At 51.5% G+C, this 12,974-nt stretch carries 12 protein-coding genes and 1 tRNA gene; 3 read left to right on the top strand and 10 right to left on the bottom strand.

Going from position 1 to position 12,974, the window contains the following annotated elements; translation table 11 throughout:
* Positions 1-259 precede the first annotated feature (259 nt).
* Entirely contained in the window at positions 260-1,981 is a 1,722-nt protein-coding gene (locus OGX89_RS23735; protein WP_003830679.1) for a SulP family inorganic anion transporter, read from the top strand.
* A gap of 310 nt (positions 1,982-2,291) precedes the next feature.
* Here OGX89_RS23735 and OGX89_RS23730 read toward each other — a convergent pair whose 3' ends face one another.
* The 9 genes from OGX89_RS23730 to aspA all read right to left on the bottom strand — a co-directional run bounded on the left by OGX89_RS23730 (position 2,292) and on the right by aspA (position 10,258).
* Positions 2,292-2,519 carry an AMP-binding enzyme gene (locus OGX89_RS23730; RefSeq protein WP_260601087.1) on the bottom strand — a complete coding sequence of 76 codons (228 nt, stop codon included), beginning with the start codon at positions 2,517-2,519 and terminating at the stop codon, positions 2,292-2,294.
* On the bottom strand, positions 2,453-3,952 hold the full coding sequence (locus OGX89_RS23725; protein ID WP_260601088.1) for a fatty acid--CoA ligase: 1,500 nt from the start codon (positions 3,950-3,952) through the stop codon (positions 2,453-2,455). Before OGX89_RS23725 ends, OGX89_RS23730 begins: the two co-directional genes overlap by 67 nt.
* 82 nt (positions 3,953-4,034) lie before the next feature.
* The gene (locus tag OGX89_RS23720) at positions 4,035-4,184 is read right to left on the bottom strand and encodes a hypothetical protein (RefSeq protein ID WP_185879289.1); all 150 of its coding nucleotides are present in this window, start codon (positions 4,182-4,184) and stop codon (positions 4,035-4,037) included.
* A 219-nt stretch (positions 4,185-4,403) separates the two neighbouring features.
* A tRNA-Phe gene (locus OGX89_RS23715) sits at positions 4,404-4,479 on the bottom strand.
* A 152-nt stretch (positions 4,480-4,631) separates the two neighbouring features.
* Positions 4,632-5,207, bottom strand: coding sequence for a transcriptional regulator (locus tag OGX89_RS23710; protein WP_008785982.1), 576 nt, complete (start codon positions 5,205-5,207; stop codon positions 4,632-4,634).
* 36 nt (positions 5,208-5,243) lie between these two features.
* Entirely contained in the window at positions 5,244-6,953 is a 1,710-nt protein-coding gene (locus OGX89_RS23705; RefSeq protein WP_126957044.1) for a protein-disulfide reductase DsbD, read from the bottom strand.
* Positions 6,929-7,276: a divalent cation tolerance protein CutA gene (gene cutA / locus OGX89_RS23700; RefSeq protein WP_003025447.1), complete on the bottom strand. Its 348-nt coding sequence runs from the start codon at positions 7,274-7,276 to the stop codon at positions 6,929-6,931. The genes OGX89_RS23705 and cutA overlap by 25 nt, the downstream gene beginning before the upstream one ends.
* 128 nt (positions 7,277-7,404) lie before the next feature.
* The gene (dcuA, locus tag OGX89_RS23695) at positions 7,405-8,706 is read right to left on the bottom strand and encodes an anaerobic C4-dicarboxylate transporter DcuA (RefSeq protein ID WP_003830670.1); all 1,302 of its coding nucleotides are present in this window, start codon (positions 8,704-8,706) and stop codon (positions 7,405-7,407) included.
* Positions 8,707-8,821: 115 nt separating this feature from the next.
* On the bottom strand, positions 8,822-10,258 hold the full coding sequence (gene aspA, locus OGX89_RS23690; RefSeq protein ID WP_003830668.1) for an aspartate ammonia-lyase: 1,437 nt from the start codon (positions 10,256-10,258) through the stop codon (positions 8,822-8,824).
* Positions 10,259-10,596: 338 nt separating this feature from the next.
* On the opposite strand from aspA, the gene OGX89_RS23685 reads away from it, so the two are divergent.
* Positions 10,597-11,073, top strand: coding sequence for an FxsA family protein (locus tag OGX89_RS23685; RefSeq protein WP_126957046.1), 477 nt, complete (start codon positions 10,597-10,599; stop codon positions 11,071-11,073).
* A gap of 49 nt (positions 11,074-11,122) precedes the next feature.
* On the opposite strand, the gene yjeH is transcribed toward OGX89_RS23685, so the two are convergent.
* Positions 11,123-12,388, bottom strand: a complete 1,266-nt coding sequence (gene yjeH, locus OGX89_RS23680; RefSeq protein WP_126957048.1) for an L-methionine/branched-chain amino acid transporter — start codon at positions 12,386-12,388, stop codon at positions 11,123-11,125.
* Positions 12,389-12,663: 275 nt separating this feature from the next.
* Between yjeH and OGX89_RS23675 the strand changes: the two genes are divergently transcribed.
* The gene (locus OGX89_RS23675) at positions 12,664-12,957 is read left to right on the top strand and encodes a co-chaperone GroES (RefSeq protein ID WP_000027827.1); all 294 of its coding nucleotides are present in this window, start codon (positions 12,664-12,666) and stop codon (positions 12,955-12,957) included.
* The last annotated feature ends 17 nt before the right edge of the window (positions 12,958-12,974 follow it).

The raw sequence follows: 12,974 nt of genomic DNA, 5'->3' as shown, positions 1-12,974 counted from the left end.
TGCGGCGTGCCGCCTTATCCGGCCTGCAGGGGCTGGGCTGAATGTATTTTGTAGGCCTGATAAGCGCAGCGCATCAGGCACATCGCAGCACCATCGGGTGCAAAGCAATATCCTGAACCTCCATAACACAAGCCTTCCTGCGGCATATGCGGTAAACCCCCAATCTGAATTTTCTGTATTACCTCCCGAAAATATCAGGATCGCCTGCGACAGTTACGTGTACCTTTATCTATTAGTAAGGGTCTATCCGGAGAATAAAGTGTTCGGAAAAATGGTATTAAACTACATGCCGGGGCTAAAAAATTTATTAGCGTACGATAAAAGCTGGCTAAAACATGATGTTAAAGCCGGGTTATCCGTTGCTGCCGTAGCACTACCGGTTGCGATTGCTTACGCTGAGTTAGCGGGAGTCGGGGCTATCGTCGGGTTATATTCCTGCGTGTTGCCAATGCTAGCTTATGCGCTGTTTGGTTCTTCCCGCCAATTGATTGTTGGTCCTGATGCCACGACCTGCGCGGTGATTGCGGCCGTTGTGGTTCCTCTTTCTGCCGGAAACCCAGAACTTCACTGGCAGTTAACAATCGTCATGACTGTGATGATGGGAGGATGGTGCCTGCTTGCCAGTAAATTTCGCCTGGGGGCGCTTGCTGACCTGCTTTCTCATCCCATTCTAACGGGTCTGCTTAACGGCGTTGCCGTGACGATTATTGTCGGGCAACTCGGTAAGGTATTGGGGATTACGCTTGATGAAGAGCAAGTGATTGAGAAGATCATTGCCCTGCCTGGTCGACTCTCAGAAATTCATTTATTAACCTTAGGGATCGCCATCCTAACGTTAGCGATTTTAATAGCTATCAAGACGTTTCGTAGCCAATGGCCAGCACCGTTGATTGCTATTGTGATAACAACGGCGCTGGTATGGATTACATCTGCGCAGCAGTATGGGATTGCCACTATTGGGGGATCGGGCTTTCAGTCTGGTTTGCCCGTCGTTCACTGGGGATCGTTTCAGCCTGGTCTGGCGCGTGATTTATTGATCCCTGCGCTGAACCTGGCGTTAGTCAGTTTTGTTAGCCTGATGCTCACCGCTCGCAGTTTTGCAGCGAAAAACGGATACGAAATAAATGCTGATGCTGAGTTCAGGGCTTTGGGGGTCGCGAATCTAATGTCTGGCTTATCTCAGGGGTTTGCGATTAGCGGAGCCGATTCCCGGACTGCGGTAAATGATTCCTCTGGAGGGAAAAGCCAGCTTGTTTCCGTTGTTGCTGCCTTAATCATCGGAATCGTCGTTGTATTTTTCACGCAGCCATTACAATTTATTCCGGTATCTGCATTAGGCATTGTTCTAATTTATGCATCGTGGTCATTAATTGATTTACGCGGACTCTGGAACCTGAGGCGAAGAAATAAACCCGCATTTCGCCTGGCATTCTTCACCTTTGGCTGTGTTCTGATTATTGGTGTTATTCAGGGGATTGGCCTTGCGGTATTGCTGGGTCTGTTGCAGTTCCTGCGCACAGTTTTTCGTCCTACTGAACACTTATTGGGAATTGACGAAAATGGGATGATTCACTCATTAGGTAATTCAACTGATGTGAAAATGATCCCTGGCGTGTTGATGTACCGATTTAACTCACCGCTGACCTATTTTAATGTGGCTTATTTTAAGCGCCGCGTTTTGAATTTAGTCGATGGTGCAGTACTACAACCTAAATGGGTGGTCATTGACGCCGTTTCTTGCTTTACCTATTCAGATATCAGCGTTCTGGCAACCATTAATGAGTTAAAACGGGATCTGAAGGGGCGGCAGATTAAGTTAATTCTTGCGGGCCGGAAAACGGAGTTAACACGCTGGTTTAAGGAGAGTCGACCGACAATGAAAGACGACGACATGATTCTGGCACCAGACCTTTATTTGGCGCTCCGGTTCATTCAAAGTAAAGAAAGCATGAGTGAGGATGAATCTGGCGTTGTTGAATAATGCAGATTTAGGTAAGTGATCAGGCTGGATGGAAGGGCTGGGGACGGATTTCTCGTCCAGCAGGACCTGACATTGACCGGAACCCACAAAGCAAGGAAATCAGCCCGTAAACTGATTTTGCCGAATCAACATAACGCCGGGCCCGAGGTGCCTGTGGCGATGAACATGCCCAGGCACCCATTTGCTAAAGGGCGATCAGCATCCGCGCGGGGACGGTGAGATCCCCGGCAGAGCATTGATACCGACATGCTACCTGAAATATAGACAGCGTGACTGTTGTTAACCTTACGCTATGAATGCGACAAATCGCTTAAATGCTTTCCTTCCCATTGCTGGCTTCGAGCTCGCGGATCAAGCGCTTGTTGATCTTGCCGACGCTGGTTTTGGGAATTTCCGGGACTATCCTTATCTGTCGTGGGATCGCCCATTTGGTTATGTGGCCGCGGTCGACAAATCCTTGTAGATGTGCCGCTATGGCTGCGGCTCCAGGTCCTCCCCTTCCTTGCAAACCACCAGAGCCAGGGGGCGTTCGCCCCACTGTTCATCAGGTATCCCGACGACGGCTACCGACCTGACCGCCGCGTGTGAGCTGATGAGGCTCTCCAGCTCCAGCGTGCTTATCCACTCACCGCCCGTCTTGATTACGTCTTTGATGCGATCCTTGATTTCCACTATCCCATGGGGATCGATAGAGGCAATGTCACCGGTATGCAGCCAACTGCCATTCCATAGCTCAGCCCCTTTCTCGGGTTCCTTCAGATAGCCCTGAGTCAACCAAGGGGCTCGCACCACTATTTCACCCAGGGCTTCGCCGTCGTGCACTACCTCCCGACCTTCGCCATCGACGATACGCAGATCCACCAACGGAACAGGCAGGCCGGTCCGAATCCGCAGGGGTAGCTGCTCATCCATGGGAAGGGCCAGCTCGGCATCGCTTAAGTGGGTCATACAGAGCAGAGGACAGGTCTCAGACATGCCATAGCCGGCGTGAATGCGTATGCCCTTATGGTGGGCCTGTGTTGCCAGTCCAAGGGACAGTGAACTGCCACCCAGCAACATCTTCCATCCCGACAGGTCGGTCTGTGTGGCTTCGTCGCACTCAAGGATCATCTGCAAAATGGTTGGCACACAGTGCGAGAAGGTTACACCCTCATCGCGATAGAACCGCACCAGCTTGTTGGGTTCGTAACGACCGGGGTATACCTGCTTCACACCCAGCATTGTTGCGACATAGGGAGCGCCCCAGGCGTGCACGTGAAACATAGGAGTGATCGGCATGTAGACATCGTTCGATCGTAGCAGCGACTGTCCCTCGTGGGCTGCCAGGAGGCCCAGTTCATTGAGCGTGTGCAGGACCAGCTGACGATGGCTGAAGTAGACCCCCTTGGGATTGCCCGTGGTTCCAGTGGTGTAAAACAAGGTCGCTACCGAGTTTTCATCGAAGTCGGGGAAGTCAAAGCGATCTCCTGCTGCGGCCTGAAGGGTCTCATATTCCCCCAGCACCGGCAGGCTGGTTGCCTTCGATTCTTCGTCGCTAAGCTGGATGTATCCCCGGACAGTGGTTAGCGTCTCTGCCAGTGACTCGACAACCGGCAAGAAGTCGTCGTGCACCAGTACCAGGTTGTCCTCGGCATGATTCATGGTGTAAGCGATTTGGTCCGCCGAGAAGCGGACGTTCACCGTGTGTAGCACGGCACCAATCATAGGCACCGCAAAGAAACACTCGAGGGCGCGATGGCTGTCCCAATCTAAGAGGGCGACGGTGTCTCCAGGCATGACACCGGCCGCTGTCAGCATGTTTGCCAGGCGATGGATACGCTGTTTGAGGGTGCGATAGTCGTAACGCAACTTGTCGGCGTAGACGATTTCTCGCTCGGGATGAGAACGCCCACCCGACAGCAGCAAGCTCTTGATCAGCAGCGGATAGGTATGGGCTCCCTGCGCTGACTGTATGACTCTTGTTTTCACCATCCAGGTTCCTCGTTGACTCATTATTTGCTCGGTATGATGGCAATTGTAGATGAAGGTTGGTATTTACTCCCTGGCGTTTGCTTCAGATGTCGAGGCGGCGCACCAACTCCAGCCCCTGGGGATGAATGTGCGTACCCTGCAACGCCATCTGGAAGAGGGTGGTGCGACCTTCAGCGAGCTTATCAATGAAATGCGGCGCGACCTGGCGCTCCCGCAACAGTATTGTGCCCAAGGTTGTTCAGATAAATTACTCAAATCTGGCCTACGGTTAAGCACGCCAGAAAAAGAGGTGTGTCTGATACCGCTATATTTTTTGCCGTACTATGGTGGTTCCAGTGAAGGTTTAAGTGTCGTGATGAGGTGGGGTAGGAGTTGCTGTGGTCAGAAAGATAAGAAATCTCGCGGAGCCCAGAAAGCAAAAAACCCGCCATAGGCGGGTTCTTCTAAATAGTGGTGCCCGGACTCGGAATCGAACCAAGGACACGGGGATTTTCAATCCCCTGCTCTACCGACTGAGCTATCCGGGCAACGGGGCGCATTAAACCGTATTCACGTCTGTCAGTCAATCAAATTTCTGGAAACATTGTTCAACCGCTTAATATTGCGGCAATCTGCATGGTTATGCCTGAAGTTTGCACAAATCTATCCGGCAGAGGCGACGAAAACAGGTAATGCTCGCTTAGGTCAGCGCACCGCCCATTCGGCACTGGGCAAAGCGCAGGATATCTTCAGCCAGGCGGTGTGCCGTTTCGACATCAGCATGGCTACGATTAACCAGCATGCGGCTCAGGCAGCCTTCCAGCACCAGTTCCATCTGTTTGGCGACCATTGCCGGGTCGTCAACTTCCAGCGTAGTCAGCAGCTCATGGGTGAAGTCATGTGCCGCCTTTTTTTGCTGATCGGCTAACTGATGGATCGGATGCCCGGGATCGGGGTAAAACGTACAGGCGGCGATGAACAGACAGCCGGGATAGCGATTATTGCTCACGCATTCGGACAGCGCAGTGTAGCGCGCCAGTAATTTCTGCTCAGCGCTCAGCGTGTCATCCAGCAAAAGCTGACGCCGCCAGATATCCACCCGCTGGCTGAGGTAGCGTAGCGCATCGTACAGAATGGCCTCTTTATCGGGCCAAAAGCGCTGCAGTTCATCCAGAGGATAATCGATGCGTTCGGCCACCATTTCCAGCGTGGTATTGGCTATCCCTTGCACCTCAAGTAATTTCAGGGCTTCTCCCAGGACATCTTCACGTTGCACGGTATTCTCCTCCGTATTTCCTGTTGCAAGTGTCGCTCACGGTTGGCGATCGCGCAAATGTGCGCTGAAGGTCGCGGCATCCATAAAGCCCGTAACCCGAGCTTCCGGGTGCTCTTTCCCCTCGGCATCAAAGAACAAGATAGTCGGCAAACCTAAAACCTGTAGATGTTTCAGGAGAGCGACATCCTGTGCATTGTTTGCTGTCACATCCGCCTGCAATAGCACCGTGTTGCCTAGCGCTTGCTGAACCTGCGGATTACTGAACGTGTACTTTTCAAATTCCTTACAGGCTACACACCAGTCGGCATACAGATCCAGCATGACTGGCCTGCCTTTAGCTTGCGCCAGTGCTTGATTTAACGCATCTACCGATGCCACCGGCGTGAAGTTAAGATGTGCCTGGGTTTGAGCATGTGGTGCGCCGAACGCCCAGTCTTGCAATGGACGCACACTTACCAGTGCTGCGGCTAACAGGACAATCTGCACGATACGCATCCAGGCGTGCTTTGCCTGTAGGCTGGTGATGAACGCCCAGCCAAAGAACGCGACGGCTAGCAGTGACCATAAGCGAACGCCCCACTCGTCGCCAACGATACGTTCGAGTAAGAAGACGGGAAGCGCCAGAATGACAAAGCCAAAAGCGGTTTTGACATGTTCCATCCATGGGCCACTTTTAGGCAGCAGGCGGTTGCCAAATACGGTAATCAGCATCAGGGGTAATCCCATCCCCAACGCATACAGATACAGTGTGCCGCCTCCCAGCCACATGTTCCCGCTCTGAGCGATATACAGCAAAATCGCGCTTAGCGGGGCCGTTGTGCAAGGAGAACAGATGAGGCCAGCAATCGCCCCCATCGCAAAGACGCTGCCGGGAGCTCCGCCTTGCTGGCGGTTACTCATTAGCGTGAGACGCGTTTGCAGTGATGAAGGCAATTGCAGCGTGAACAGGCCAAACATCGACAGAGCCAGCAGCGTAAAGATGACGGCAAGGCCAATCAGGACGTAGGGATGCTGAAGCGCGGCCTGGAACTGCAAACCGGCGGCTGCAACAACCAAACCCAGCGCGGTATAGGTGAGCGCCATCCCTTGAACGTAGATAAAAGTCAGCAGCAGTGCCCGTCCGGTTGATAAGCGTTGCTTGCCACCCAGTACGATACCGGAAATCAGCGGATACATCGGCAGTACGCAAGGCGTAAATGCGATACCAATTCCGATCAGCAATGCCCACAGCGCGGAGAAGGGGAGTTGGGCCGTGGGCTGCGGTTTCTCTTGCGGATCTGCAGTGGCTGGGGCTGGCGCAGGGGCCGCCGCAGAACCGGCAGACACTTCACTTAATGGCACCGTTTTTGTTTCTGGCGGATAGCAAAATCCGGCGTCGGCGCAGCCCTGGTATGTGATCGTTAATGTTGCGCCAGACTTAGCCTGATTGACCGTGATCGGGACAGTCAGCTGTTTACGGTAAATCTCACTTTTGCCGTAAAACTCATCTTCATGCCAGACGCCTGGCGGTAGTTTTACCTCAGCAATATCGGCCTGAGATGGCGCAATGCTTATCTGTTTGCGATACAGATAGTAGCCATCTTTAACCTGCCATGTGAGGTTCAGATCGTGTTGGTTTTGCTGAAAATCAAAAACAAACGCCCGATCGGCAGGAACAAACTGCGAGCGGCCAGGCGCGTCAAATAATCCGGCAAAGGTAGATGTGCTGCACAGCAGCAGGATCAGCGTAAGGATGCGTTGAGCCATGAGCGGTAATCAAAGTCTCCGTGAGTGACGGGTAAAACCAGAAGTTCAGGCGTTTGATACGGATGATGTGACTTCAGGCAATCGAGAAGGGCTTGCTGGTGTGTGACGGTGGTTTTTAAAATCATCTGGACTTCATATTCCTGTTCCAGTTTGCCTTCCCAATAGTAGAGGGAGGTCGCACCGGGTAGCAGGGTCACACAGGCAGCCAGCTTCTCCGCCAGCACTTTGGCGGCGAGATCCTGGGCGGTTGCTTCATCCGGAGCGGTACAGAGCACCACAACGGTATCGGGGATGGAAATATCCTGACTCTTTACATCAAGCATAAACACCTCGAAAGAACAGAGTAACCAGCAAAAGAATGGTCACTATACAACGGACGAGGGAAGGATGTTAGTTAAAGCGGGGTGGGGAGGAGGAACTGCAGGGCGCCCAGGCACCCTGCAGGAAAAACTTACAGCATGAAGCTGCCCAGCAAGAAGCCGAAGCAGACAGCCAGAACCACACCCAGAGTACCCGGGATGAAGAACGGATGGTTAAAGACGAATTTACCGATGCGAGTTGTACCGGTGTCATCCATCTGAACTGCCGCAACCAGAGTTGGGTAGGTTGGCAGAATGAACAGGCCAGAAACCGCGGCGAAAGACGCAACAGCAGTCAGTGGGGAAACGTTCAGAGCCAGAGCCATCGGCATCAGTGCTTTAGCGGTTGCAGCCTGAGAGTACAGCAGTGCAGAAGCAAAGAAGAAGATGACAGCCAGCAGCCACGGATGACCCTGAATTACGCTACCTGCAGTATCTTTGATCCAGTCAATGTTGTGAGATACGAAGGTATCACCCAGCCATGCAACACCCAGGATACAAATACAGGCGCTCATACCGGCTTTGAAAGTACTGGAGTTCAGGATGGAGTCAGTTTCAACGCGGCAGATGATCGTGGTCAGCGTCGCGATGCTCAGCATGATGATCAGGATTGCGTTGGTGGTGTTCATCAGCGGTTTAGCGACCAGACCGAGGCTTGGGCTGTTGACGATCGCATATACGACGACACAAACCACGCCCAGCAGGAACAACCAAACAGAAGTTTTTGCGCCAGCTTTGATTTCAACTTGTCTTTCACCACGCAGTTCAACCAGGCCTTCTTCCAGACGCTTACGATAAATCGGGTCGTCAGACAGTTTGGAGTTGAACAGTGCAGTTACCAGGAAGGACATGACCAGAACAGCCAGCAGGGTGGACGGAATGACCACGGACAGCAGGTGAATGTAGCTGATGCCATGACCTTCCATTACAGAGGACATGTAAACCACGGCTGCGGAGATTGGAGACGCCGTAATCGCAATCTGTGCAGAAACCACTGCAGTAGAGAGCGGGCGGCAAGGTTTTATCCCTTGTTCTTTCGCAACTTCGGCGATAACTGGCAGCGTTGCCAGAGAGATGTTGCCGGTACCTGCGAAGATGGTCAGGAAATAGGTCACGATAGGTGCAAGGATCGTGATGTATTTCGGGTTTTTACGCAGCAGTTTTTCAGTTTGATGAACCAGATAGTCCAGACCACCTGCAATCTGCATAGCTGAAATGGCAGCGATAACCGCCATGATGATGGAAATAACATCGAACGGGATATTACCGGGTTTTACGCCGATAGCGGCGAGAACCAGAACACCCAGCCCACCTGCAAATCCAATACCGATACCCCCAAGTCTGGCACCTAAAAAGATTGCCAGCAAAACGATGATAAGTTCTAAAACTATCATATTAGCCTTCCTTGTTGTTTAACAAGTTGATATTAAATTGTTGTTTTTAAGTAACTTCGAGTAAGAAAAAAGGCACGTCATCATGACGTGCCTTCTCCGGTACTACCCTACACGATTACTGTTCGCTTTCATCAGTATAACGTTTTGCTTTATAAGCAGGGTGCATCAGGTTCTGTGCAGAGAAGATATCGTCCAGTTCAGACTCGGTCAACAGACCGCGCTCCAGGACAACTTCACGTACGCTCTTACCGGTTTCGGCACAAATTTTACCGACGATGTCGCCGTTGTGGTGACCAATGAACGGGTTGAGGTAAGTAACGATGCCGATGGAGTTGAATACAAACGCTTCACAGACTTCTTTGTTAGCAGTGATACCACTAACGCATTTTTCCAGCAGGTTGTAGCAAGCGTTGCTCAGAATGTGAATGGATTCAAACATTGCCTGACCAATGACCGGCTCCATTACGTTCAGCTGCAGCTGACCAGCTTCAGATGCCATGGTTACAGTGATGTCGTTACCAATGACTTTGAAGCACACCTGGTTTACGACTTCCGGAACAACCGGGTTCACTTTAGCTGGCATGATAGAAGAACCAGCCTGCAGTTCCGGCAGGTTGATCTCGTTCAGACCTGCACGCGGACCAGAGGAGAGCAAACGCAGGTCGTTACAGATTTTGGACATCTTCACAGCCAGACGTTTCAGTGCGCCGTGCACCATAACGTATGCGCCACAGTCAGAAGTTGCTTCAATCAGGTCTTCTGCCGGAACACAGGCGAAGCCGGTGACTTCAGCCAGTTTCTGTACTGCCAGCGGAGAGTACTCTTTCGGCGTGTTCAGACCAGTACCGATTGCTGTCGCGCCGAGGTTAACTTCCAGCAGCAGCTCAGCGGTACGGCTAATGTTTTTCACTTCTTCTTTCAACAGTACGCTAAAAGCATGGAATTCCTGACCGAGGGTCATCGGTACAGCATCCTGCAGCTGGGTACGACCCATTTTCAGGATGTCCTGGAATTCAACAGCTTTTTTCTCGAAGCCTTCGCGCAGCTGGTTCAGTGCATCAACCAGTTTGATGATGGATGCGTATACAGCGATACGGAAGCCAGTTGGGTATGCGTCGTTGGTAGACTGACATTTGTTAACGTGGTCGTTCGGGTTCAGGTACTGATATTCACCTTTCTGGTGACCCATCAGTTCCAGACCGATATTGGCCAGAACTTCGTTGGTGTTCATGTTGACGGAGGTACCCGCACCACCCTGGTAAACGTCTACCGGGAACTGATCCATGCATTTTCCGTTATTCAGGACTTCATCACACGCCGCGATGATGGCATTTGCCACACTCTTAGGAATGGTTTGCAGCTCTTTGTTGGCCATAGCCGCTGCCTTTTTAACCATTACCATACCGCGAACAAATTCAGGAATATCGCTGATTTTGTTGTTGCTAATGTAGAAGTTTTCAATCGCTCTCAGAGTGTGGACACCGTAGTAGGCGTCCGCTGGAACTTCCCTGGTACCCAACAAGTCTTCTTCGATACGAATGTTGTTTAACATGTGAACCTTCTTTTTCAAGCTGCCAATGATTTGACTAAACACACAGGATATATGTGATTTCGATTGTTTCTCGACCGACGATTATCCCCTGCATCGGTCTGATACCCGAGATCATATGCTGGTTCAGGATTTCTACCGTAATCTGGATCACTTAAAGCGTGGAATTTACCCCTTATTTATTATTCTGTGAAATGGATCACCCCTTTGTGATTAACCCTAAATATTAGTGTACAAGCCACTTGAAATTTTGCTAACCACCACAATATCAAATCGATGCGATTAACATAATTTTTCGAACAGAAGTTGAACAAAACGGCTGTTATTAACAGGAGATCCCTTTGCGCTGGATACCATTACTTGCCATTTTTATCTATGTTTACATAGAGATATCTATTTTCATTCAGGTTGCCCATGTGATGGGCGTCCTGATGACGCTGATTTTGGTTATTTTTACATCGGTTATCGGTATGTCTCTGGTTCGTAATCAGGGATTTAAGAACTTTTTACTGATGCAACAGAAAATGGCGGCAGGTGAAAGTCCGGCTGCAGAAATGATCAAAAGCGTATCGCTGATTATTGCCGGTCTGCTGTTGGTGCTGCCCGGATTTTTCACCGATTTCCTCGGTCTTCTTCTTTTATTACCCCCGGTGCAAAAACATCTGACGATGAAACTGCTTCCACATTTGCGTTTTTCGCGTATGCCTGGCGGTGGTTTTAGCGCCGGAACGGGCGGCGGTGAGACTTTTGATGGTGAATTTCAGCGCAAGGATGACAAGCGCGACAGCATCGAACATAAAGACGATCGCCGGGATTAAGCATCAGTATGTAGGCCGGATAAGCGTTAGCGCCATCCGGCAAAAGTGTTTATAGGCCGGATGATGGCGTCAACGTTGCCTTATCTGGCCTGCGGGGTAAAAACAGCCACAGTCCTGCCAGCATAATCAACGCGTACAGACTCTTCCAGCCGACCATCGCCAGTAGCAGTAGACACAGCAGACCACCAATGACCGCCAGTGCGCGATAATGCCCTTTCAGTAATCGACACCCCGCCAACATGCACAACAAATAAATCATAATAAAGATGCCGTTGGCGTAGACGATTAACGCATCGAGATTGATTTGCAGCATATAGATGCACAGAGTACTGACTACGCAGCAGCCCAATACGGCGTTAAGCGCATTGCGCGGAAGGTGGCGGGGGGACAGACGAGCCAGATAACTCTCCGGCTTATACTGCGCTTGCGACCAGACCAGCCGGGCGAAGCTTTGTATATAAATGTTGAGGCTGGCAAAACAGGCCAGATAACCAATGATGCAGGCGACCCACAGAGCTTGTACGCCAAACAGTTGCACGACGATCTCTGGCAGCGACGCTGCGGCCGCCATTTGCTCGCCGTAGGCACCAAAATGGAGAACGACAACGGTGCATGCCCAATAAACAGACCCCGCCAACAGCAGGCCGATCATCAGTGCGCGTGGGAAGTCTCGCTCCGGATTTTTGAATTCAGACGCCAGGTGAGCAAACGCTTCAAGGCCGACAAAGCACCAGAACATGACCGACAACGCGGCGAACAGGCCGGGAAGCTCAATATCGGTAATCGCAGGGAAGGGGATTTCGCCAGGTGTCAGATCGCCCGCCCACCAGATAGCAACAATCAGGGCAACAATCAGCCCGGCAATGACCGTTTGTAGATTCGCGCTGGAGCTTGCGCCGCGGGAGCCGATGTACCAAACCAATGCCAGCGTACCGAGCTCAGCCAGCAAAAGCTGCTCGTCATGCCAGCCAAACATCGCCTGACCGAATCCGGCGGCGATATGCAATGCCGCAGGCAAGCCGACAGGAATGACCGACAAAAATAACCATCCGGTGACGCGCTCCAGGCGCGAACCAAAGGCCATGCCGACAAAATGCGCCACACCGCCTGCGCTGGGAAAATGACGACCCAGTACGGCGAAGACAATCGCTACGGGAAAGACCAAAACAATCAGCGTCGGCCATGCCCACAGGCTGTTGTTGCCCGCAACCAGTGCGGCCAGCGCGGGGACGGCAAAAACGCCTGTACCCAACAATGATGTCGACAACAGGCCAACGCCCTGAGCCAGTCCCAGCTCTTGTTTCAGTCCGCTCATAAGTTGTTATCCGGTTATGCCCATTGACCGGGCTACAGCGCAGATTTTTGATGGTATCACAATCAGATTTGCTTATGACGACGTGACTGAAATCGTTATGAAATGTGAGGTGCGTCGGCGTTTTGACGGGATTTTCTGCTGATAAAAAATTTTTTTCGCTTGCCCCCTTGAAGGCACAAAACCCCATCCCCATCTCTCTGGTCACTAGCCGGGAAACCGTTTACGGGCCGGCGTCACCCATAACTGATAAAGACTTTCTCAAAGGAGAGCTATCAATGAGTATTCGTCCGTTACATGATCGTGTGATCGTCAAACGTAAAGAAGTTGAATCCAAATCTGCTGGCGGCATCGTACTGACTGGTTCTGCAGCAGGTAAATCAACTCGTGGCGAAATCATCGCTGTCGGTAAGGGTCGCATCCTGGACAACGGTACCGTACAGCCGCTGGACGTGAAAGTCGGCGATATCGTTATTTTCAACGATGGCTACGGTGTTAAATCTGAGAAGATCGACAATGAAGAAGTGTTGATCATGTCTGAAAGCGACATCCTGGCGATTGTTGAAGCCTAATCCGCGAACGACACTGA

The organism is Citrobacter sp. Cpo103, from assembly GCF_030332605.1.
Lineage (GTDB): Bacteria > Pseudomonadota > Gammaproteobacteria > Enterobacterales > Enterobacteriaceae > Citrobacter > Citrobacter portucalensis.
Note: the sequence above shows the minus strand (reverse complement) of the source record. Positions and strands in the feature narration are given on the sequence as shown.

Bases quoted from the DNA above. Each gene is read 5' to 3' on its own strand.
- OGX89_RS23725 (WP_260601088.1), bottom strand. From the start codon at position 3,952: ATGGTGAAAACAAGAGTCATACAGTCAGCGCAGGGAGCCCATACCTAT.
- OGX89_RS23705 (WP_126957044.1), bottom strand. From the start codon at position 6,953: ATGGCTCAACGCATCCTTACGCTGATCCTGCTGCTGTGCAGCACATCT.
- cutA (WP_003025447.1), bottom strand. From the start codon at position 7,276: ATGCTTGATGTAAAGAGTCAGGATATTTCCATCCCCGATACCGTTGTG.
- dcuA (WP_003830670.1), bottom strand. From the start codon at position 8,706: ATGATAGTTTTAGAACTTATCATCGTTTTGCTGGCAATCTTTTTAGGT.
- aspA (WP_003830668.1), bottom strand. From the start codon at position 10,258: ATGTTAAACAACATTCGTATCGAAGAAGACTTGTTGGGTACCAGGGAA.
- yjeH (WP_126957048.1), bottom strand. From the start codon at position 12,388: ATGAGCGGACTGAAACAAGAGCTGGGACTGGCTCAGGGCGTTGGCCTG.
- OGX89_RS23675 (WP_000027827.1), top strand. From the start codon at position 12,664: ATGAGTATTCGTCCGTTACATGATCGTGTGATCGTCAAACGTAAAGAA.